The sequence below is a fragment of the Streptomyces sp. 5-10 genome, from assembly GCF_014712245.1.
Lineage (GTDB): Bacteria > Actinomycetota > Actinomycetes > Streptomycetales > Streptomycetaceae > Streptomyces > Streptomyces violaceusniger.
This window is the reverse complement of sequence record NZ_JACVYG010000079.1, coordinates 18747-39731: the sequence shown is the minus strand read 5'-3', so window position 1 is coordinate 39731 and position 20985 is coordinate 18747. Positions and strand designations below refer to the sequence as shown.

The following is a 20985-nucleotide window of genomic DNA, read 5'->3' as shown; positions in this document are numbered from 1 at the left end:
TGCGGCGGGCCGTCGCCGAACGGGTGCCGCTGGTGCGGGGCGGCCCGGCCCGCGCCGGCGGGGTCGGCTCGCTGGTGGACCCGGCCGAGGCGGGGGCGCATGGCCGGGCCCTGCTCGCGCCGCTCGAGGGCACACCGGCGCTGCTGGAGACGCTGCGGGTGTGGCTGTCGCTGCACGGCAGCTGGGACCGTACGGCGGTGGCGCTGGAGATCCACCGCAATACGGTCCGTCAGCGGATCGCCCGCGCCGGGGCCCTGCTGGATGTGGACCTGGGCGACGCGGACGTCCGTATGGAGCTGTGGTTCGCCCTCAAGTGGGCGTGAAACAAGAGGACTTCAGCTGCCGGGCTTGAGCCGCCGGGCTTCAGCTGCCCTGCCGGGCTTGGGCCGCCGGGCTTGGGCCGCTGGGCTTCAGCTGCCGGGCTCGAGCTGCCGATGTCAGCTCAGAGCTTGGTCCACGCCTCCGTCAGAACCGTCCGCAGCACCTGCTCGATCTCGTCGAAGACCGCCTGGTCGGCGATCAGCGGCGGGGCCAGCTGGACGACCGGGTCGCCGCGGTCGTCGGCGCGGCAGTACAGGCCGTTCTCGAACAGCGCCTTGGAGAGGAAGCCGTAGAGGATCCGCTCGGTCTCCTCCTCGTCGAAGGACTCCTTAGTGGCCTTGTCCTTCACCAGCTCGATGCCGTAGAAGAAACCATTCCCCCGGACATCGCCGACGATCGGCAGATCGTGCAGCCGCTCCAGGGTGGAGCGGAACGCGGCCTCGTTGTCCAGCACATGCTGGTTGAGTCCCTCGCGCTCGAAGATGTCGAGGTTGGCCAGGGCCACGGCGGACGAGACCGGATGGCCGCCGAAGGTGTAGCCGTGCAGGAAGGTGTTGTCGCCCTCGTAGAACGGCTCGGCGAGCCGGTCGGAGACGATGCACGCGCCGATCGGGGAGTAGCCGGAGGTCATCCCCTTGGCGCAGGTGATCATGTCCGGGACGTAGCCGAACTTGTCGCAGGCGAACATCGTGCCCAGCCGCCCGAAGGCGCAGATGACCTCGTCCGAGACGAGCAGCACGTCATGGCGGTCGCAGATCTCGCGGACCCGCTGGAAGTATCCGGGCGGTGGCGGGAAGCAGCCGCCCGCGTTCTGCACCGGCTCCAGGAAGACCGCGGCCACGGTGTCCGGGCCCTCGAAGAGGATCTGCTGCTCGATCTGGTCGGCGGCCCAGCGGCCGAACGCCTCGGGGTCGTCGCCGAAGATCGGGGCGCGGTAGATGTTGGTGTTGGGGACCTTGTGGGCGCCGGGGACCAGCGGTTCGAAGGGGGCCTTGAGCCCCGGCAGACCGGTGATCGACAGGGCGCCCTGCGGGGTGCCGTGGTAGGCCACGGCCCGGGATATGACCTTGTGCTTGGTGGGCTTGCCGGTCAGCTTGAAGTACTGCTTGGCCAGCTTCCACGCGGTCTCGACGGCCTCGCCGCCGCCGGTGGTGAAGAAGACCTTGTTCAGGTCGCCGGGCGCGTAGCCCGCGAGCCGCTCGGCGAGCTCGACGGCCTTGGGGTGGGCGTAGCTCCACACCGGGAAGAAGGCGAGCTCCTGGGCCTGCTTGTAGGCCGTCTCCGCCAGCTCGACCCGGCCGTGGCCCGCGTTGACCACGAACAGGCCGGCCAGGCCGTCGATGTACCGTTTGCCCTTGTCGTCGTAGATGTACGTGCCCTCACCGCGCACGATCGTCGGCACGGGGGAGTTCTCGTACGACGACATGCGGGTGAAGTGCATCCACAGGTGGTCGTACGCCGTCTTGGAGAGGTCGGCGCTCATTGCTATCTCGTTCCCCAGGTATAGGTCTGCTTCCGGAGCTTGAGGTAGACGAAGCTCTCGGTGGAGCGCACACCGGGCAGCGTGCGGATCCGCTTGTTGATCATTTCGAGGAGGTGGTCGTCGTCCTCGCAGACGATTTCGATCAGGAGATCGAAGGAGCCCGCGGTGACGACCACGTACTCGACCTCGTCCATGGCGGTCAGCGCGTCCGCGACCGGGTCGAGATCGCCCTCGACATTGATGCCGACCATCGCCTGCCGCCGGAACCCCACGGTGAGAGGATCGGTGACGGCGACGATTTGCATCACGCCCTGGTCGAGCAGCTTCTGCACACGCTGCCGTACGGCGGCCTCGGAGAGCCCGACGGCCTTTCCGATGGCGGCGTACGGCCGGCGACCGTCCTCCTGGAGCTGCTCGATGATCGCCAGGGACACGGAGTCGAGGGTCGGCGTGCCGTTCTTGTCAGGTGTGGCCACGACCCTCACTGTGCACGAGCCTCGCCCGTGTCGCAACCCTTCTTCGATGAATTTCGTCGTTAACAGACCTCGAAAACACTGATTCCGTCGTTCTGGTGTGGCGGGTATGTTGAAAACGCAGCACCGGCGACTACTGTGGGTGTCTCACCCATCGGACAGCTGACAGGAGGGGTGGCACGTGACCACCGAACTGCGTCGTCTGCGCAACTACATCGACGGAGAGTTCCGGGACGCCGCGGACGGGCGGACCACGGAGGTGGTCAACCCGGCCACGGGCGAGCCCTACGCCACCGCGCCGCTTTCGGGCGCCGCGGATGTGGACGCGGCGATGGCCGCCGCCGAGGCCGCCTTCCCGGCCTGGCGCGACCTGGTGCCCGGCGAGCGGCAGAAGGCCCTGCTCAAGATCGCCGACGCCTTCGAGGCGCGGGCGGAGGAGCTGATCGCCACCGAGTCCGAGAACACCGGCAAGCCGCTCGGTCTCACGCGGGACGAGGAGATCCCGCCGATGATCGACCAGATCCGCTTCTTCGCGGGCGCGGCCCGGATGCTGGAGGGCCGCTCGGCCGGTGAGTACATGGAGGGGCTCACCTCGATCATCCGGCGGGAGCCGGTCGGGGTGTGCGCCCAGGTCGCACCGTGGAACTACCCGATGATGATGGCCGTATGGAAGTTCGCCCCGGCGCTGGCGGCGGGCAATACGGTCGTCATCAAGCCCTCGGACACCACGCCCGCCTCCACCGTGCTGATCGCCGAGATCATCGGCGGGGTGCTGGCGGAGCTGGGCCATCCGCAGGGCGTCTTCAACGTGATCTGCGGCGACCGCGAGACCGGCCGGCTGATGGTCGAGCACTCCGTGCCCGCCATGGCGTCCATCACCGGTTCGGTGCGGGCCGGCAAGCAGGTCGCCGAGAGCGCCTCCAAGGACGTCAAGCGGGTGCACCTGGAGCTCGGCGGCAAGGCCCCCGTCGTGGTCTTCGAGGACACCGACATCCCCAAGGCGGTCGAGGACATCTCGGTCGCGGGCTTCTTCAACGCGGGCCAGGACTGTACGGCCGCCACCCGGGTGCTGGTCCACGAGTCGATCCACGACGAGTTCGTGAGCGCGCTCGCCAAGGCCGCCGCCGAGACCAAGACCGGCGCGCCCGACGACGAGGACGTGCTGTACGGCCCGTTGAACAACGCCAACCAGCTGGCCCAGGTCACCGGCTTCATCGACCGGCTCCCCGCGCACGCCAAGGTCGAGGCGGGCGGCCACCGGGTTNGGCTCCCCGCGCACGCCAAGGTCGAGGCGGGCGGCCACCGGGTTGGCGACAAGGGCTTCTTCTACGCGCCCACCGTGGTCTCCGGCCTCAAGCAGGACGACGAGATCATCCAGAACGAGGTCTTCGGCCCGGTCATCACCGTGCAGACCTTCTCGGACGAGGAGCAGGCCATCTCCTACGCCAACGGCGTGGAGTACGCGCTGGCCTCCTCGGTGTGGACCAAGGACCACGCCCGCGCGATGCGGATGTCCAAGGCGCTGGACTTCGGCTGCGTCTGGATCAACACCCACATCCCGCTGGTGGCCGAGATGCCGCACGGCGGCTTCAAGAAGTCCGGCTACGGCAAGGATCTGTCCGCGTACGGCTTCGAGGACTACACCCGCATCAAGCACGTCATGACGTCGCTGGGCTGAGTCATGACGTCGCTGGGCTGATGCGGGGCCGATTCCCGCGTCGGGCTCGTCACTTGGTCATGGCAGGGGCACCTGTCGGCAGGGTCACCTGTCATGACCGAGGGGGGACATCCGGACCAGGGCCGCCAGGGCGGCGACGCGGTTGGTCGTGATCGCGTCGACGCCCGCCCGCAGCAGCCGGGACATCGACCGGCGGGTGTCGGCGGTCCAGGCGGAGACCAGCAGCCCGTCGGCGTGATGGCGGGCGACCAGCTCCCGGGAGACCAGCCCGAAGCGGTAGTTGAGCCACCGGGGGCGCAGCGCGGCCAGCAGCGCCGGACCCGGCGGGGCCAGTGTGGTCCAGGTCAGCGCGATCTCGGCGTCCGGGTCCGCGCGGCGCACGGCGTGCAGGGCCGCCAGGGCGCCGCAGTAGTACACCCGGTCGCCCGCCCCGCTCTCGCGCACCTGGGCGACGGTGGCGGGCGCGGCCGACGCGTCCGGCAGGTCGATCAGCAGCCGGGTGGAGCCGGCGCACGCGAGGGCTTCGCGCAGGGTCGGCACGCCCCCGCCGGTCAGCCGCCGCACGTCGTCGGCGGTCAGCCCGGACAGCGGCCGGTCCTGGCCCCACAGCCGCTTCAGCGTGGCGTCGTGGAGCAGCACCGGCACACCGTCCCGGGTCAGCCGTACGTCGACCTCGACCGCGCCCGCCCCCGCGCGCACCGCGGAGCGGATCGAGGGCAGGGTGTTCTCACGGCACACATACGGGTCGCCGCGGTGGCCGACCGGGACGCATCCCGCCCCTGCCGGTCTCATCGGCCCGCGACCACCGTGTAGGCGTCGATCTCCGCCGCGAGCCGCGCCTTGCCCTCGGCGTCCAGGAAGGAGGCCTCGACCGCGTTCTTGGCGAGGGCCGCGACGCCCGCCGCGTCCAGATCCAGCAGCTGGGCCGCGACCTGGTACTCGGTGTTGAGGTCGGTGCCGAACATCGGCGGGTCGTCGCTGTTGATCGTGACGAACACCCCGGCCTCGACCATCTGCTTCAGGGGGTGCTCACCGAGCGTGGCGACGGCGCGGGTGGCGATGTTGGAGGTCGGGCAGACCTCCAACGGAATGCGGTGCTCCGCGAGATGGGCGAGCAGCTTCGGGTCCTGGACGGCGCTGGTGCCATGGCCGATGCGCTCCGCCCGCAGCTCGATGAGGGCGTCCCAGATCGTCTGCGGCCCGGTGGTCTCGCCCGCGTGCGGCACGCTGCGCAGCCCGGCGGCGATGGCCCGGTCGAAGTACGGCTTGAACTGGGGGCGCGGCACCCCTATCTCCGGACCGCCCAGACCGAAGCCGACCAGCCCCTCGGGGTTCAGCTCACAGGCGATCCGGGTGGTCTCCTCGGCGGCCTCGAGACCGGCCTCGCCGGGGATGTCGAAGCACCAGCGCAGCACGGTGCCGAACTCCGACTCGGCGGCCTTACGGGCGTCCTCGATCGCCTCGACGAAGGCGGTGTCCGGGATGCCGCGCCGGGTCGAGCTGTAGGGCGTGACGGTCAGCTCGGCGTAGCGGATGTTCTGCCGGGCCATGTCGCGGGCGATCTCGAAGGTCAGCAGCCGGACGTCCTCGGCGTCGCGGATCAGGTCCACCACGGAGAGGTAGATCTCGATGAAGTGCGCGAAGTCCCGGAAGACGAAGTACTCGGCGAGGGCCTCGGGATCGGTGGGCACCTTGGAGTCGGGGTGGCGGGCGGCCAGTTCGGCCACGATGCGCGGCGAGGCGGACCCCACGTGGTGCACATGGAGCTCCGCCTTGGGCAGCCCGGCGATGAAGGTGGTCAGATCGGTCAACAAAACCTCCGGGAGACGCCCGCCGACGGCGGGATCCGGTCATCGTATTGTGTGGCGCCGACGGGCTCGCCACAGGCCGTAGCATGGGCGGACGTCTTTGTGGGGAGCTCCATGGCCGACCAGCACGACCCGTCCGAGCCGCGGGATGAGCAGCGGCGATCCGGACTGCCGAGGCAGCCCGAGCCGCTCGATCGCGACCCCTGGGCTCCACCGGCGCAGCGGGTCGCGATGGACAAGGCGGCTGGGGAGACGGGCGCGGCGGACAGCGGTGCGGTCGAGACCGGCGTGGCGGACAACGGTGCGGCCGAGACCGGCGTGGCGGACAACGCGGTGGGCGTGGGCGAGCGGGAGATACCCGCGCCCCGGCCCCCGGCGGCCCCCGCTCCCCGGCCCAGGTTGGCCGATCAGCCGACCCTCACCTCCCACCCCGCCATGCCGGGCCCGACGCCCCCGCCTCCTCCTCCGCCCCCGCCGAGCGCCGCGCGGCCCCGGGGCCCGGTGACCCCGCCGGGCGCGGTGCCCCCTCCGCCGCCCGCGCCGACCGGCCCGGGCACACCCAGCGCCTACCCGGCCGGACCGTACGGCCCCGCGGGTTACGCGCCGAACGGATACGGCAGGCCGGACGGATACGGCCAGAGCGGATACGCCCAGCCGAACGGATACGGCCAGCCGAACGGATATGGCCAGAGCGGATACGCCCAGCCCGGGTACGGGCAGCAGGCACCGTACGAGCAGTCCCCGTACGGCGGGGCGCAGGGCCAGGGCCATCCCGGCTACGGCTACCCGGGCACTTACCCGGGCACCGCCTACCCCGGCACGGGACACCCCGGCTCCGGCTACCCCGGCTCCGGCTACCCCGGAGGGGCGTACGGCCAGGGCTGGCCGGGCGGGACGTATGTGCCGAACAACGGCCACGGCACGGCCGCCCTGGTGCTCGGCATCATCGGCCTGGTGCTCTTCGTGAGCATCGCGCTCGGCATCATCCTCGGTGTGCTCGCGATCATCTTCGGGGTGCTCGGCCGCTCCAGGGCGGCGAGTGGCGAGGCGACCAACGGCGGCTCGGCGCTGGCCGGGGTGATCCTCGGGGTGATCGCGGTGGTGGCGAGCGTCGTCATGATCTTCGTCTACATAGCCGCCGGGGACGATGGCTCGGGCAGCGATGACGACTCGGGCTATGCCAGCGTCTCGGCCCCCGCGGCGCCCCCGCCCCCGCTCGCCGATATCAGCCGCTGACGCGCCTCCATCAGCGCGAACCCCAGCAGATTGAGCCCGCGCCAGCGGGCCGGGTCCGCCGCCCGCTCGTCGTCCGCCGCGAGCCCGATGCCCCACACCCGGTCCACCGGGCTGGCCTCCACCAGCACCCGCGACCCGGTGCCCAGCAGATAGTCGCGCAGCTCGGGGTGGTGGCCGAACTTGTGCACACTGCCCTCGACCACGAGCCCGAAGCGATGGCGCCGCCAGGTCTCCTCGTCGAAGCCGCGCACCGCGCGGCCCGCGTTCTTGGCCTGCTGGGGGTGGGAGGCGCCGAGCGCGCGGCGCTCCGCCTCCGCGTCCTCGAACAGCCGCGCCTTGCCCGCCATCATCCAGTGCTCGGCCGTCGCATAGGTGATCCCGTCCACGGTGAACGGCGACGGCCACCACTGGCTGAAACACCCCGGACCCACGCTTCCGTCCGGCCTGGGCCGATGCCCCCAGAACCACACGTACTTCAGGCGCTCACCGCGCGCCGCCCGCTCGACCAGCTCCTCGACCGACCGAGGACCCCCGTCCGCCGAAACCGGGGGACTCCCTTCCGCCGAAACCGAATCCCCCACCCCGTTCGTCTTCATGCCCAGGATTCTCGCACCCGCCACCGACAGCCCCGCCGACCTGGGCAATTGAGCTGTCCAGGGATGAGTCCTGCCCATAACATTGCCGGACGTCAACCAGGAGGGGAGACCGACGATGTCCAGCAACACACCCGGCCCAGAGCAGGGACCGTACGACCCACAGGCCAATCCCTACGCCGCGCCCCCGCCGCCGGCGCAGCCCCCGGCCCAGCCGCCGCAGTACCCCGGGGCCGGCTACCCCGCCGCGCCGCCCGTCTACCCGGGGGTGGCCGGGATGCCGATGCAGCTGAGCAACGGCACGGGCACGGCCGCGCTGGTCTGCGGCATCGTCGGTCTGGTCTGCGGGATCACCTACTTCCTGTGGGTCTTCGCGGTCATCCTCGGCATCCTGGCGATCATCTTCGGCGCCATCGGCAAGGGGAAGGTCAGCCGGGGCGAGGCGAACAACGGGGGCTCGGCCACCGCCGGTCTGGTCTGCGGCATCATCGGCATGGTGCTCCCGGCGATCTACCTCGCCGCGCTGGACGCCGCCGTCGACTCCGTCTTCTAGACGGCGTCCGGACGGCACCCCCACCGGCGTCCCCAACCGGACTCCGGACCGGCACCCCCACCGCCGTCCCCAACCGCCTCTGGAGCAGCCGTCCGGACCGGCTGTCCATTCCGTCGGTCCGGACCGCGATCCGGCTCGGAAACGGTGACGCCGAAGCCACTCTGATCACTGAATCCGTCGCGAAACCAAAAAGCAACAACGGAATCCCTTGTTGAAGCGCAGGTCCTCTGTCAGGATCGGCCATCAATTCCGGTTGGAGCTACGCCGTGCCCTATGGGCGCATCGGCGGAGGAGAGCGCGATGGATCAGCGGTTCGACGTGACGGAGCGATTCGCCGACGGTGCCCAGTACATCGCGGGCCGTCCGCGCGAGGGCGGCTCCGAGGGCACGCACGCGGTCGTCGACCCGGCCACCGGCGAGCGGGTGTTCAGCTACCGGCTCGCCGGTGCGGCCGATGTCGACGCCGCCGTGGCCGCCGCCGAGGCCGCCTTCCCCGAGTGGGCGGGCGCCACCCCCGGCGAGCGGTCCGACGCGATGCACCGCTTCGCCGCGGCGCTCACCGAGCGGGCGGACGACCTCGCCCACGCCGAGTCGCTGCAGTGCGGCAAGCCCATCAAGCTCAGCACCGAGTTCGATGTGCCCGGCTCCATCGACAACACCGCCTTCTTCGCGGGCGCCGCCCGCCACCTGGAGGGCAAGGCCGCCGGCGAGTACAGCGGCGACCACACCTCGTACGTCCGCCGCGAGCCCATTGGCGTCATCGGCTCCATCGCCCCCTGGAACTACCCCCTCCAGATGGCGGCGTGGAAGGTCCTCCCGGCCATCGCCGCGGGCAACACCATCGTGCTGAAGCCCGCCGAGCTGACGCCCCTGACCTCGTTGATGTTCGCCCAGGCGGCCACGGAGGCGGGCCTCCCGGACGGTGTCGTCAACGTGGTGAGCGGCACCGGCCGGGAGGCGGGCGAGCACCTGGTGTCCCACCCCGGCGTGGCGATGACCTCCTTCACCGGCTCCACGGCGGTCGGCAAGCGGGTCGCGGAACTCGCCACCGCCACCGTCAAGCGGATCCATCTCGAACTCGGCGGCAAGGCGCCCTTCGTCGTCTTCGACGACGCGGACCTGGAGGCCGCCGCGCACGGCGCCGTCGCGGGCGCGCTGATCAACACCGGACAGGACTGCACCGCGGCCACCCGCGCTTATGTGCAGCGCCCGCTGTACGACGCGTTCGTCGCCGCCGTCGCCGACCTCATGGAGACCGTGAGGCTCGGCGACCCCTTCGATCCGCACACCGACCTCGGCCCGCTGATCTCCCACGCCCAGCGCGACCGCGTGGCGGGCTTCGTGGAGCGGGCCCGTGGCTACGCCACCGTCGTCACCGGCGGTGAGGCACCGGGCGGCGACCTCGCCAAGGGCGCCTACTACCGGCCCACGCTCATCACCGGCGCGCCCCAGGACAGCGAGGTCGTCCAGTCCGAGATCTTCGGCCCGGTCCTGGTCGTCCTCCCGTTCGACAGCGACGACGAGGGCATCGCGCTCGCCAACGACACCCCTTACGGTCTCGCCGCCTCCGCCTGGAGTCGCGATGTCTACCGTACGGGCCGCGCCGCCCGCGAGATCCGGGCCGGCTGCGTCTGGATCAACGACCACATCCCGATCATCAGCGAGATGCCGCACGGCGGGGTGCGGGCATCCGGCTTCGGCAAGGACATGTCGGCGTACTCCTTCGAGGAGTACACGCAGGTCAAGCATGTGATGTCCGACAACACCGCGGTGGTCCGCAAGGACTGGCACCGCACGGTCTTCGGGGACCGACAGACCTGACCGACGGACCTGAATGTGCGGCCACCTCCGCGTGGCCTCGGCCGGCCGCCACCGGCCGACACCCTCGAAAGGCACAGCTTATGGAAGCACGGCACGAGCCCGAGAGCCTGTCCCCACCGCAGATCGCCGCGATGCGGCGGTCCATGACCAGCGGCCGTATGGCGCTCACCCGCCGCTCCCTGCTGCGTGCGGGAGGCGCCGGGGCGATCGCCATCGGCGGGCTCGGGGCGCTCGGTGGCTGCGGTATCCCGCCCGCGGGCCGCACCGAGGCGGACAACGCCTCCGACGACCACTCCGCGGAGGAGAAGCGGATCGCCTTCTCCAACTGGACCGAGTACATGGACGTCGGCAAGGGCGGCCGCCATCCGACCCTGGACGCGTTCCAGCGCCGCACCGGCATCAAGGTCAAGTACACCGAGGACATCAACGACAACGTCGAGTTCTTCGGCAAGATCAAGCCGCAGCTCGCGGCGGGCCAGGACACCGGCCGCGACCTCATCTGCGTCACCGACTGGCTGGCCGCCCGGATGATCCGGCTCGGCTGGATGCAGCCGCTGGACCCCGCCCAACTGCCCCATGCCTACACCAATCTGGCGAAACCTTTTCGCGCCCCGGACTGGGATCCGGGCCGGGCCCACTCCTACCCGTGGACCGGCATCCCCGCCGTCATCGCGTACAACAAGAAGGCCACCGGCGGCCGTAAGGTCACCTCGGTCTCCCAACTGCTGGAGGACCCCAAGCTCAAGGGCCGGGTCGGGCTGCTGACCGAGATGCGCGACACCGTCGGGCTGACCCTCCTGGACATGGGCAAGAAGCCCGAGAGGGTCACCGCCGACGACTACGACGCCGCGATCGCCCGCCTCCAGAAGGCGTCCGACCGGGGCCAGGTGCGCCGCTTCACCGGAAACGACTACACCGGCGACCTCACCAAGGGCGACATCGCCGCCTGTATGGCCTGGGCCGGGGACCTGATCCAGCTCCAGTCGGACAACCCCGAGATCCAGTTCGCCATCCCCGACGCCGGCTATATGACGGCCACCGACAACCTCCTGGTCCCCAACAAGGCGCGCCACAAGAGGAACGCCGAACGGCTCATCGACTACTTCTACGAGCCCAAGGTCGCCGCGAAGATCGCCGCGTACATCAACTACGTCTGCCCGGTCGACGGGGTGCGCGAGGAGCTCGCGAAGATCGACAAGGCGCTGGCGGACAATCCGCTGATCCTCCCGGACGAGGAGATGGCCGCCAAGTCCCACTCCTTCCGCTCGCTCTCCAGCACGGAAGAGGCGGCATTCGAGGACAAGTTCGCCAAGCTCACCGGCGCCTGACAAGCGAGGAAGCGCACCGCCATGACCCAGCCCACCTCCGGCGGCGACGTCCGGCTCGACCGGATCAGCAAGACCTACGGGTCCTTCACCGCCGTCCACCCGCTCGATCTGCACATACCCGCCGGCTCCTTCTTCGCCCTGCTCGGCGCCTCCGGCTGCGGCAAGACCACCACCCTGCGCATGATCGCGGGCCTGGAGGACCCCACCACCGGGACCGTCCAGCTGGCCGGTGAGGACATCACCGCCCTCCCGCCCCACAAGCGGCCCGTGAACACCGTCTTCCAGAGCTACGCCCTCTTCCCGCACCTCGACATCTTCGAGAACGTCGCCTTCGGGCTGCGCCGGCGCGGCGTCAAATCGGTGAAGAAGCAGGTCGAGGAGATGCTGGAGCTGGTCCAGCTCGGTGACTTCGCCCGCCGCAAACCGCAGCAGCTCTCCGGCGGCCAGCAGCAGCGCGTCGCCGTCGCCCGCGCCCTGATCAACCACCCCCGGGTGCTGCTGCTCGACGAGCCCCTGGGCGCGCTCGACCTCAAGCTGCGCCGTCAGATGCAGCTGGAGCTCAAGCGCATCCAGACCGAGGTCGGCATCACCTTCATCCATGTCACCCACGACCAGGAGGAGGCCATGACCATGGCCGACACGGTCGCGGTGATGAATGGCGGCCGGGTCGAGCAGCGCGGAGCCCCCGCCGAGCTCTACGAGAACCCCGGCACCACCTTCGTCGCCAACTTCCTCGGCACCTCCAACCTCATCGAGGCCGAGATCACCGACAAGAGCGGCGGCGACCTCGTCCTCACCGCCGCCGGCGGCAGGCTCGCCCTGCCCGCCGACCGATGTAGCGCCCCCGTTCGCACGGGTGGGAAACTGCTGGTGGGGGTGCGTCCCGAGAAGATCACCCTGGCCCATGCCGAGGACGCCGGGACCGTCCCCGAAGGGCGCAACCGGATCACCGGGCGGATCGTCGACTCCAGCTTCATCGGCGTCTCCACGCAGTACCTCATCACCACCCCGGACTGCCCCGAGATCACCGTCTACGAGCAGAACATCGAGCGCGACGCCCGGCTCGTCCCCGGCGCCGAGGTCGTCCTGCACTGGAACCCCGTCCACACCTTCGGCCTCGACGCGGCCCAGGACATCGACGCCGGTACGGAGCTGGACGAGGAGGCCCCATGAGCGCTACGGCCACCTCTGAAGCCCCGGCGGACGCCGGGCCCGTGCGGAAGCCGCCCCTGGTCAAGCCCGCCGTCCGCAAGCGCCTGGTGCCCTACTGGCTGCTGCTCCCCGGCATCCTCTGGCTGCTGGTCTTCTTCGCCGCGCCGCTGATCTACCAGGCGTCGACCTCCGTCCAGACCGGCTCCCTCGAAGAGGGCTTCAAGGTCACCTGGCACGTCCAGACCTACTGGGACGCGCTCACCGAGTACTACCCGCACTTCCTGCGCTCGGTGCTCTACGCCGCCACCGCCACCGTGCTGTGCCTGCTGCTCGGCTATCCGCTCGCCTACCTCATCGCCTTCCGGGCGGGCCGCTGGCGCAATCTGGTGATGATCCTGGTGATCGCGCCGTTCTTCACCAGCTTCCTCATCCGCACCCTCGCCTGGAAGACCATCCTGTCCGACAGCGGCCCGGTGGTCGGCGCGCTCAACTCGCTGCACCTCCTGGACGTCACCAGCTATCTGGGGATCACCGAGGGGCAGCGGGTGCTGGCCACCCCGCTCGCGGTGGTCTGCGGGCTGACGTACAACTTCCTGCCCTTCATGATCCTTCCGCTCTACACCTCCCTGGAGCGCATCGACCCCCGGCTGCACGAGGCCGCCGGAGACCTCTACGCCCGCCCCCTCACCACCTTCCGGAGGGTGACCTTCCCGCTGTCCATGCCGGGTGTCGTGGCGGGCACGCTGCTCACGTTCATCCCCGCCGCGGGCGACTACATCAACGCCGAACTGCTGGGCTCCACCGACCAGAAGATGATCGGCAACGTCATCCAGTCGCAGTTCCTGCGGGTGCTGGACTATCCGACGGCGGCGGCGCTGTCCTTCATCCTCATGGCGGCCATCCTCACGATGGTCACCGTCTACATCCGCAAGTCCGGGACGGAGGACCTGGTGTGACGGCCCTGACGCGCTGGATACGACGGAACCTGGTGGTCATCGCGGGGCTCGGCACCCTCGCGTATCTGATCCTGCCCAACGTCGTCGTCCTGGTCTTCTCCTTCAACAAGCCCAACGGCCGGTTCAACTACGAATGGCAGCGGTTCTCCACCGACGCCTGGACCGATCCGTGCGGCGTCGCCGACCTGTGCGGCTCGCTCTCGCTCAGCCTGAAGATCGCGGTATGGGCGACGATCGGCGCGACCGTCCTCGGCACGATGATCTCCTTCGCGCTGGCCCGGTACCGCTTCCGGGCCCGCCCCGCGGTCAACAGCCTGATCTTCCTGCCGATGGCGATGCCCGAGGTCGTCATGGCCGCCTCGCTGGCCACCCTCTTCCTCAACATGGGCGTGGACTTCGGCTTCTGGACGATCCTCATCGCCCACATCATGTTCTGCCTGAGCTTCGTGGTGACGGCCGTCAAGGCGCGGGTGATGTCCATGGACCCCCGGCTGGAACAGGCCGCCCAGGACCTCTACGCCTCCCCGGCGCAGACCTTCCTGCGCGTCACCCTGCCGATCGCCGCGCCCGGCATCGCCGCGGGCGCGCTGCTGTCCTTCGCGCTCTCCTTCGACGACTTCATCATCACCAACTTCAACGCCGGCTCGACCGTGACCTTCCCCATGTTCGTCTGGGGATCCGCACAGCGCGGCACGCCCGTGCAGATCAATGTGATCGGAACGGCGATGTTCGCGGTCGCGGTGTTGTGCGTTCTCGTCGGCCAACTGGCCGGCGCCCGCCGCAAGAGGAGCTGAGAACCATGGCCACGGACGCCATGACCCGCTCGTCCGGGGGCGACGCCCCCACCCCGTCCGCACTGGAGGCCCTGGCCGGGGCCGCGTACCGGCCGTACTGGCTGGACGACCCCGACAGGCCCCGCCCCCGCCCCGCACTCGTCGGGGAGGAGCGGTGCGATCTGCTCGTCGTCGGCGGCGGCTACAGCGGGCTGTGGACCGCCCTGATCGCCAAGGAGCGCGACCCCGACCGCGAGGTGGTCCTGGTCGAGGGCCAGGAGATCGGCTGGGCGGCCTCCGGGCGCAACGGCGGTTTCTGCGCCGCCTCCCTCACCCACGGGCTCGGCAACGGCGCCGCCCGCTGGCCCGATGAGCTGGCCGAACTCGAGCGGCTCGGCCATCGCAACCTCGACGCCATCGAGTCCGCCGTCGAGCGCTACGGCATCGACTGCGACTTCGAACGCATCGGCGAGATCGACGTGGCCACCGAGCCGTACCAGGTGGCGGAGTTGCGCGAGACCGCCCGGATGGCGGCCGAACTCGGCGTCGGCGAGCAGGAGTTCCTCGACCGCGACGCGGTGCGCGCCGAGGTCGACTCGCCCACCTTCCTGGCCGGGCTGTGGGACCGCCGCGGCGTGGCCATGCTGCACCCCGCCAAGCTCGTCTGGGGCCTGGCGCGGGCCTGCGCCGAGCTGGGCGTACGGATCTACGAACACACCCCGGCCGAGCGGCTGGCGAGCGCCGGGGCGGGGATGGCCGTCCGCACCCCGTACGGCCGGGTGCGCGCCCGCCAGGTGGCGCTCGCCACCAACGCCTTCCCCGCGCTGGTGCGCCGCGTCCGCCCGTACATCGCCCCCGTCTACGACCACGCGCTGATGACCGAGCCGCTCAACCAGGAGCAGCTCGACGCGCTCGGCTGGCGGGGCAGGCAGGGGCTCAGCGACACCGCCAACCACTTCCACTACTTCCGGCTCACCGCCGACCAGCGCATCCTGTGGGGCGGCTACGACATCATCTACCGCTACGGCGGCCGGGTGCGCGCCGAATACGACCACCACCCGGCCACCTACCGCACCCTCGCCCAGCACTTCCTCCGCTGCTTCCCGCAGCTGGAGGGCGTGCGTTTCAGCCACGCCTGGGGCGGCGCCATCGACACCTGCTCGCGCTTCTCCGCCTTCTTCGGCAGCGCGCACGGCGGGAGGGTGGCGTACGCGCTCGGCTATACGGGCCTGGGCGTCGGGGCGACCCGGTTCGGCGCCGAGGTGATGCTCGACCTGCTCGCCGGTGAGCGCACCGAGCGCACCAGCCTGGAGATGGTCCGCAGCAAGCCGCTGCCCTTCCCGCCGGAGCCGGTGCGGTGGGCGGGCATCGGCATCACGCAGTGGGCCATGACCCGGGCCGACGAGAACGGCGGGCGCCGCAATCTGTGGCTGAAGGCGATGGACAAGGTGGGGCTGGGGTTCGACAGCTGAGGGGCCGAGCCCCGGGCCGTTCGGCGCGCCGTGGCCACCCCGGGCCGTTCGGCGCGCCGTGGTCACCCCGGGTCGTTCGGCGCGCCGTGGTCACCCCGGGTCGCTCGGCGCGGCCTGGGGTGGCCGCGGTTTGTGGGAGCTTGAGATTTTACGGGCCGTTGTGGCTCAAACGGCTGACCTTGAGCACCGCCCACAGCAGTAGGCCGGACAGACACCAGCTCGCGACGGTGTCCAGCGGCCAGTGGTAGCCGCGCCGGACCAGCCCGGCGGCCACGGCCAGGTTCAGCACGGCGACGGCCACCAGGAGGGGCCGCCGCAGCCGCGGGCGCAGGAGGGGGTGGAGGAGCAGCGCCGCCGCGCCGTAGGCGACGGCCGCCGTCGCGGCATGGCCGGAGGGGAAGAACCCGGTCTCGCCCGCCAGCGGCCCGGGCGGGCCGGGGCGGTCGATCAGCGCCTTGAACGGAACCACCAGCGCCGGAACCGCCGCCATCGCCACCGCGGCGGCCAGCGGCGGCAGCCACCAGCGCGGCGCTCCCGCGCGCCGGGCGCACCACGCCGCCCAGCCGAGGGTGACGGCGAGGACGGGGACCGCCACCGCCGTATTGCCGAGGTCGGCGAGGAACTCGGCGACGGGGGAGGGGAGCGCCGAGCCGGCGATCGCGCGGCCGAGCCGTTCGTCGTAGGTGCGCAGGGGGCCGTGGGCGGCGATCTGCCAGGTGCACAGCGCCAGCAGCGCGAGCAGCGCGATCAGTACGAGGGGCGTGACGAGCGCGAGAAAGGGCGCCCGTGGCGCGGAGGGGGAGTGAACAGTCGGCGGCCCCGGAACAGGGGGGGTGGTTCCGGGGCCGCCGTGGCGATCGGTGTGCCGCGCGCCCCGGGGGGTTTGGGGCGGGCGGACGTCCGATCGGTGAGGAGATCCGGAGCCGGAGGCTCCAGTGGTGTGCGCGAGGGCACAGCCGGGTCGGGGCTGGGGAAGCACCGGCTCGGCATCGCCCGCAGTCCCCTGCGAGCGGGGTGTTTCTCTCATCTGCAATGACCGTACGGCAGCGAAGCCCCGCCCGACAGACCGATCACCCACCTGTCATCGGCCCCGCACATCTTCTTCACGCCACTCATCGCTCACTCACAGTCACAGCTCGGCGAAGGCGCTCTCGAGGATGTCGAGACCCTCGTTCAGAAGGTCTTCGCCGATCACCAGCGGCGGCAGGAAGCGCAGCACATTGCCGTAGGTCCCGCAGGTCAGCACGAGCAGCCCGGCCGAGTGGCACGCCTTGGCGACGGCGGCCGTGGCCTCGGGGTTGGGGTCCTTGGTGCCGGACTTCACGAGTTCGATGGCGATCATGGCGCCGCGGCCGCGGAGGTCGCCGATGATGTCGTACTTCTCCCGCATCGCGGCGAGGCGGCCCTTCATGACCTCCTCGATGCGCTTGGCCCTGGCGTTGAGGTCCAGCTCGCGCATCGTCTCGATCGCGCCGAGCGCCGCCGCGCACGCCACCGGGTTTCCGCCGTAGGTGCCGCCGAGGCCGCCGGAGTGCGCCGCGTCCATGATCTCCGCGCGGCCGGTGACGGCGGCCAGCGGCAGACCGCCCGCGATGCCCTTGGCGGTGGTGATCAGGTCCGGGACGATGCCCTCGTCCTCACAGGCGAACCACTGGCCGGTGCGGCAGAAGCCGGACTGGATCTCGTCCGCGACGAAGACGATGCCATTGGACTTGGCGAACTCCGCGATCCTGGGCAGGAAGCCCTTGGCGGGCTCGATGAAGCCGCCCTCGCCGAGGACCGGCTCGATGATGATCGCGGCCACGTTCTCGGCCCCGATCTGCTTGCTGATCATGTCGATGGCCTGGGCCGCGGCCTCCTCGGCGCAGTTCTCCGGGCCGGTCAGCCAGCGGTAGGGGTAGGCGAGCGGAACGCGGTAGACCTCGGGCGCGAAGGGGCCGAAGCCGTGCTTGTACGGCATGTTCTTGGCGGTGAGCGCCATGGTGAGGTTGGTCCGGCCGTGGTAGCCGTGGTCGAAGACGACGACCGCCTGGCGCTTGGTGTACGAGCGGGCGATCTTCACCGCGTTCTCCACCGCCTCGGCGCCAGAGTTGAACAGCGCCGACTTCTTGGCGTGGTCGCCGGGCGTGAGCCGGGCCAGCTCCTCGCAGACCTCCACATAGCCCTCGTACGGCGTGACCATGAAACAGGTGTGCGTGAAGTCCGCCAGCTGCGCGGACGCCCGGCGCACGACGGCCTCCGCGGAGGAGCCGACGGAGGTCACGGCGATACCGGAACCGAAGTCGATCAGCGAGTTGCCGTCCACGTCCTCGATCACACCGCCGCCCGCGCGCACGGTGAAGACCGGCAGCACACTCCCCACCCCGCCGGCGACCGCCGCGTTCTTACGGGCGAGCAGCTCCTGCGACTTCGGGCCGGGAATGGCGGTGACGACGCGACGCTCCTGGGGGAGGGCAGGGCCTCCGGACAGTTCGGTCATGACGGGCTCCAGGGGGAAGAACAGGGGTTTTACTCGCAGGCTATGGGCGTGACGAGGGATGGGGCATGTTCCGTTCGGGAGCACTGCGCGGGTTTCCTTGTCCGCGGCGGCCATAGCCCGACGGCGGCCTTACGGATCCCACGAGTGCTCACTAGTGCCCACGAGTGCCCACGAGTGCCCACGAGTGAGACGGGCCCGCCGGGGTCGCTGAACTCCCCGCGCGGGAACACTAGATTGAGCGGTGGCGCGAAAGCCGAGGAACAGCCGGTCAGGGGGCAAGGGGCAGCACATGGACACCGAGGGCACGTTCGATTCCCGCAGCACACGCCACAACCCACCACCCCCGCAATCCCCGCCCTCGGCAGCCTCGGGAGTCCGGCCGCGGCCGCCGCGCGCGCCCGAGTACCCGCGCGCGGCGGCGGAGGAGCCCTCCACACCCCGACCTACGGGGGACGCGCCATCGCAGGGTTCAGGCGGACCGTGGCACAGGAACGGCACGGATACCCCTCCTCCGGAGACCGCCCCGTCACAAGCCGCCTGGCCGCCTGTCGATGCTCCCGGGACGGCCTCGAGGAATCCGGTCGCCCCGCCGCCGATGCCGCCGACCGCGCCCCCGGCGGCCCCCGGCGTCCCCCCGGTGCCGGCCCCTGGCTTCCCTCCGGCCCCCGGCGCCGCCCCCCCGTCCTTCGTCGCCTGGCTGCGCGCCCCTCGGGCCGAGGCGACGCCGGGAGTATGGACGTACGAGCACAAGCCGAAGGCGCCCGAGGAGCCGGATCGCATTCCAGGGCGGCGGCTGCTCAGCGGGGCTCTGATCGCTCTGCTCTGCGGCTGGCTGGTCTGGTCGCTGCTCTGGAACGGGTACCTGGGCGGCTACTGGCTGTGGCCCATGTATCTGCTGACCCCGGACTCGTGGTACGAGCGCGGAGGCAATACACAGGCGGGCTGGTGGTCCCAGCGCATCTACATCGGCATTGTTCTCGCCATCCTCGCCGTGATCTTCGGTCGCGTCGGCCACTGGCCCGAGGTCTGGCGCCGTTATGTCGCGCCCCTCTTCCGGCGGGCCTGGGATGAGCCCGCTCCTGAGGTGGCGGCCGCGGGGCGGCCGGAGGGGGATCCGGTGGAGTGGCCGCATTTGCGGGCCGCGGGGGCGCACAGTGCGGCTGATCGGCTGGCGGCGGACGCGCGGGCGGGCGCGATGAATGACGTCGACCACGCCCGGATCGAGCGCGCCTGGCAGTCCGTGCGGGCGGGGAGGAATTCGCTCGCCTCGTTCACCGACACCGTGCTGCGCCACGGCGCCGCCTCGTACGCACATCCGTCCGGGGCGCGGGACCTGCCCGTCCGGACGGCGCGGCATGATCTCCTCGCCCATCAGGTCCGCCTCGGCACCGCCGCCGAGGATTCCCGCAATCCTTACCAGCACCGCGGCGTCGGGCTCGCCCTCGATCCCGAGGTGCTCGGCACCTCGCTGCTGGCCGTCGGGCCGCCCGGTTCGGGGAAGACGGGGCGGGTGGTGCGGCCCGTCGTGGAGTCGCTGTGTCTGCAGGCGCTCGCCGGGCAGGTCGCCGTCGTGGCGGTCGGGGCGGCGGGGGCCGGACTCGGGGCGGATGAGGCGTTCGACGTCGTCGTGAAGATCGGTCGGCCCGACTCCGGCTACGACCTCGACCTCTACGGCGGCACCACCGACCCCGACGAGGCCGCGGGCATCCTCGCCGAGGCCCTGATCGGCGACATGGCGGCCTCGCTCCCTGGCGGGGACAGCAGGCGCGCCGCCACCGCGCTGGCCCAGTTGCTCGGCCCCTACCGCGCCGCCCACGGCGGCTTCCCGTCCGTACCGGATCTGCGGGAGTTGCTGGACGGTTCCAAGACGGCCGTCAACGCGCTGCGCGAGGCGCTGGACGAGGCCGGGGAGCGGGCGCAGGCCCGCGAGCTGGAGGCGCGGGTCCGGCAGTCGGGTGCGCCCGGGGACGTGGGCGCGCTGCTCGCGGACCGGATCGCGTTGCTGGACCGCCCCGCGTTCGCCGATTTCTTCGACACCACGGGCGACCGCCGCCCGTTCTCCCTCCGCGCCCTCGAACACCCCCTCCGGGTCCGTATCGACCTGCCCGAGCGCGGCCACGCGGAGGCGTCGCGGATGCTCGCGCGGCTGGTCCTGGCGCAGTTCACCGAGTGCGCCGTGGGCCGGGCCGACCGTTCGCTGTTCGCCTGCCTGGTCCTCGACGACGCCTCGCACACCATCACCCCCGAGGCCCTGCGCGGCATCCAGCGGCTCCGCTCCGCGCACGCGGGCGCGGTGCTCACCCTCCGCACCCTCGACGACGTCCCCGAGTCGCTGCGCAGCGCGCTGCTCGGCGCGGTCGGCTGCCGGATGGCCTGTGCCGGGGTGACGACCTGGGACGGGGCGCGGTTCGCCGAGGTGTGGGGGACGGAGTGGGTCGAGACCCGGGACGTCACCGACCGGCAGATCATCGCCGAGGAACCGCTCACCAAGGTGCTGCACTTCATCCGTAAGGTCGCCACCGGCAAGGCGGTGACCACCCAGTCGGTGACCGTACGGACGGTGGAGCGCGAGCGCTGGTCCGCCTCTGAGCTGGCCCATGCGGTTCCTCCCGGGCACGCGGTGCTGTCGGTGACCTCCGTAAGGGGCGAGGGCGGGCCGCCGGTGCTGGTGGATCTGCGCGGGTGATCGGCGGCCGTATCGGCGGCCGTTCCGGTCAGTCCTCATTGCCGTCATTGCCGTCATTGGCCGTCATTGGCCGTCATTGGTTCATCTGTCACGGTCGCCAGTCGGCCGCCCCGGCCGCCCCGGGTGTCTCGGTTGCCCCTTCAGAGTGACCGGGGCAACCGGAACCGCCGCGT

General features: G+C 71.0%; 18 protein-coding genes. 11 read left to right on the top strand and 7 right to left on the bottom strand.

From position 1 onward, the window contains the following. Positions 1-323 (top strand): helix-turn-helix domain-containing protein (locus IEJ02_RS44610; RefSeq protein ID WP_191070020.1); only part of this gene is annotated, 323 nt, incomplete at its 5' end. A 119-nt stretch (positions 324-442) separates the two neighbouring features. On the opposite strand, the gene IEJ02_RS44605 is transcribed toward IEJ02_RS44610, so the two are convergent. Further along, complete coding sequence (locus IEJ02_RS44605) at positions 443-1804, bottom strand: aspartate aminotransferase family protein (protein ID WP_191070019.1); 1362 nt, start codon at positions 1802-1804, stop codon at positions 443-445. A 2-nt stretch (positions 1805-1806) separates the two neighbouring features. Then, entirely contained in the window at positions 1807-2280 is a 474-nt protein-coding gene (locus IEJ02_RS44600) for an Lrp/AsnC family transcriptional regulator (protein WP_020868121.1), read from the bottom strand. 178 nt (positions 2281-2458) lie between these two features. Here IEJ02_RS44600 and IEJ02_RS44595 point away from each other — a divergent pair, with 178 nt between their 5' ends. Further along, positions 2459-3955 (top strand): gamma-aminobutyraldehyde dehydrogenase, encoded by a 1497-nt coding sequence (locus tag IEJ02_RS44595; RefSeq protein WP_191070018.1) that lies wholly within the window; start codon positions 2459-2461, stop codon positions 3953-3955. Between the two features lie 84 nt (positions 3956-4039). Here the strand turns inward: IEJ02_RS44595 and IEJ02_RS44590 are convergent, their stop codons facing one another. Together IEJ02_RS44590 and IEJ02_RS44585 are read right to left on the bottom strand one after the other, a co-directional pair. Further along, positions 4040-4747: a glycerophosphodiester phosphodiesterase gene (locus IEJ02_RS44590; RefSeq protein WP_191070017.1), complete on the bottom strand. Its 708-nt coding sequence runs from the start codon at positions 4745-4747 to the stop codon at positions 4040-4042. Next, positions 4744-5766 (bottom strand): adenosine deaminase, encoded by a 1023-nt coding sequence (locus tag IEJ02_RS44585; RefSeq protein WP_191070016.1) that lies wholly within the window; start codon positions 5764-5766, stop codon positions 4744-4746. Before IEJ02_RS44585 ends, IEJ02_RS44590 begins: the two co-directional genes overlap by 4 nt. Positions 5767-5877: 111 nt before the next feature. On the opposite strand from IEJ02_RS44585, the gene IEJ02_RS44580 reads away from it, so the two are divergent. After that, positions 5878-6999, top strand: coding sequence for a DUF4190 domain-containing protein (locus IEJ02_RS44580; RefSeq protein ID WP_191070015.1), 1122 nt, complete (start codon positions 5878-5880; stop codon positions 6997-6999). Here IEJ02_RS44580 and ybiA read toward each other — a convergent pair. Then, entirely contained in the window at positions 6939-7595 is a 657-nt protein-coding gene (ybiA, locus tag IEJ02_RS44575) for a riboflavin biosynthesis intermediates N-glycosidase (RefSeq protein ID WP_137979784.1), read from the bottom strand. The two genes, IEJ02_RS44580 and ybiA, sit on opposite strands and share 61 nt — an antisense overlap. Before the next feature lie 115 nt (positions 7596-7710). On the opposite strand from ybiA, the gene IEJ02_RS44570 reads away from it, so the two are divergent. The 7 genes from IEJ02_RS44570 to IEJ02_RS44540 all read left to right on the top strand — a co-directional run bounded on the left by IEJ02_RS44570 (position 7711) and on the right by IEJ02_RS44540 (position 15647). Beyond that, the gene (locus IEJ02_RS44570) at positions 7711-8145 is read left to right on the top strand and encodes a DUF4190 domain-containing protein (RefSeq protein ID WP_191070014.1); all 435 of its coding nucleotides are present in this window, start codon (positions 7711-7713) and stop codon (positions 8143-8145) included. 300 nt (positions 8146-8445) lie between these two features. Then, complete coding sequence (locus IEJ02_RS44565) at positions 8446-9966, top strand: gamma-aminobutyraldehyde dehydrogenase (protein WP_191070013.1); 1521 nt, start codon at positions 8446-8448, stop codon at positions 9964-9966. An 80-nt stretch (positions 9967-10046) separates the two neighbouring features. Next, positions 10047-11294, top strand: a complete 1248-nt coding sequence (locus IEJ02_RS44560; protein WP_191070012.1) for a polyamine ABC transporter substrate-binding protein — start codon at positions 10047-10049, stop codon at positions 11292-11294. Between the two features lie 21 nt (positions 11295-11315). Beyond that, positions 11316-12467, top strand: a complete 1152-nt coding sequence (locus IEJ02_RS44555; RefSeq protein ID WP_191070011.1) for an ABC transporter ATP-binding protein — start codon at positions 11316-11318, stop codon at positions 12465-12467. Next, complete coding sequence (locus IEJ02_RS44550) at positions 12464-13402, top strand: ABC transporter permease (protein ID WP_191070010.1); 939 nt, start codon at positions 12464-12466, stop codon at positions 13400-13402. Before IEJ02_RS44555 ends, IEJ02_RS44550 begins: the two co-directional genes overlap by 4 nt. Then, on the top strand, positions 13399-14196 hold the full coding sequence (locus IEJ02_RS44545; protein WP_037948688.1) for an ABC transporter permease: 798 nt from the start codon (positions 13399-13401) through the stop codon (positions 14194-14196). The genes IEJ02_RS44550 and IEJ02_RS44545 overlap by 4 nt, the downstream gene beginning before the upstream one ends. 5 nt (positions 14197-14201) lie before the next feature. Further along, a complete protein-coding gene (locus IEJ02_RS44540) occupies positions 14202-15647 on the top strand; it encodes an NAD(P)/FAD-dependent oxidoreductase (RefSeq protein WP_223865451.1) in 1446 nt (481 codons plus the stop codon). A gap of 148 nt (positions 15648-15795) precedes the next feature. On the opposite strand, the gene IEJ02_RS44535 is transcribed toward IEJ02_RS44540, so the two are convergent. Beyond that, positions 15796-16674 carry a phosphatase PAP2 family protein gene (locus IEJ02_RS44535; protein WP_191070009.1) on the bottom strand — a complete coding sequence of 293 codons (879 nt, stop codon included), beginning with the start codon at positions 16672-16674 and terminating at the stop codon, positions 15796-15798. Between the two features lie 102 nt (positions 16675-16776). After that, positions 16777-18126, bottom strand: coding sequence for a 4-aminobutyrate--2-oxoglutarate transaminase (gene gabT, locus IEJ02_RS44530; protein ID WP_191070008.1), 1350 nt, complete (start codon positions 18124-18126; stop codon positions 16777-16779). 595 nt (positions 18127-18721) lie between these two features. Between gabT and IEJ02_RS44525 the strand changes: the two genes are divergently transcribed. Further along, positions 18722-20812 carry a type IV secretory system conjugative DNA transfer family protein gene (locus tag IEJ02_RS44525; RefSeq protein ID WP_191070007.1) on the top strand — a complete coding sequence of 697 codons (2091 nt, stop codon included), beginning with the start codon at positions 18722-18724 and terminating at the stop codon, positions 20810-20812. Positions 20813-20985: the final 173 nt, after the last annotated feature.

What these genes read in the sequence shown, in the direction of transcription:
- IEJ02_RS44555 (WP_191070011.1), top strand. Translation starts at nt 11,316, where the DNA reads ATGACCCAGCCCACCTCCGGCGGCGACGTCCGGCTCGACCGGATCAGC.
- IEJ02_RS44560 (WP_191070012.1), top strand. Translation starts at nt 10,047, where the DNA reads ATGGAAGCACGGCACGAGCCCGAGAGCCTGTCCCCACCGCAGATCGCC.
- ybiA (WP_137979784.1), bottom strand. Translation starts at nt 7,595, where the DNA reads ATGAAGACGAACGGGGTGGGGGATTCGGTTTCGGCGGAAGGGAGTCCC.
- IEJ02_RS44590 (WP_191070017.1), bottom strand. Translation starts at nt 4,747, where the DNA reads ATGAGACCGGCAGGGGCGGGATGCGTCCCGGTCGGCCACCGCGGCGAC.
- IEJ02_RS44570 (WP_191070014.1), top strand. Translation starts at nt 7,711, where the DNA reads ATGTCCAGCAACACACCCGGCCCAGAGCAGGGACCGTACGACCCACAG.
- IEJ02_RS44565 (WP_191070013.1), top strand. Translation starts at nt 8,446, where the DNA reads ATGGATCAGCGGTTCGACGTGACGGAGCGATTCGCCGACGGTGCCCAG.
- IEJ02_RS44550 (WP_191070010.1), top strand. Translation starts at nt 12,464, where the DNA reads ATGAGCGCTACGGCCACCTCTGAAGCCCCGGCGGACGCCGGGCCCGTG.
- IEJ02_RS44605 (WP_191070019.1), bottom strand. Translation starts at nt 1,804, where the DNA reads ATGAGCGCCGACCTCTCCAAGACGGCGTACGACCACCTGTGGATGCAC.
- IEJ02_RS44535 (WP_191070009.1), bottom strand. Translation starts at nt 16,674, where the DNA reads ATGAGAGAAACACCCCGCTCGCAGGGGACTGCGGGCGATGCCGAGCCG.
- IEJ02_RS44525 (WP_191070007.1), top strand. Translation starts at nt 18,722, where the DNA reads ATGCCGCCGACCGCGCCCCCGGCGGCCCCCGGCGTCCCCCCGGTGCCG.
- IEJ02_RS44580 (WP_191070015.1), top strand. Translation starts at nt 5,878, where the DNA reads ATGGCCGACCAGCACGACCCGTCCGAGCCGCGGGATGAGCAGCGGCGA.
- gabT (WP_191070008.1), bottom strand. Translation starts at nt 18,126, where the DNA reads ATGACCGAACTGTCCGGAGGCCCTGCCCTCCCCCAGGAGCGTCGCGTC.
- IEJ02_RS44540 (WP_223865451.1), top strand. Translation starts at nt 14,202, where the DNA reads ATGGCCACGGACGCCATGACCCGCTCGTCCGGGGGCGACGCCCCCACC.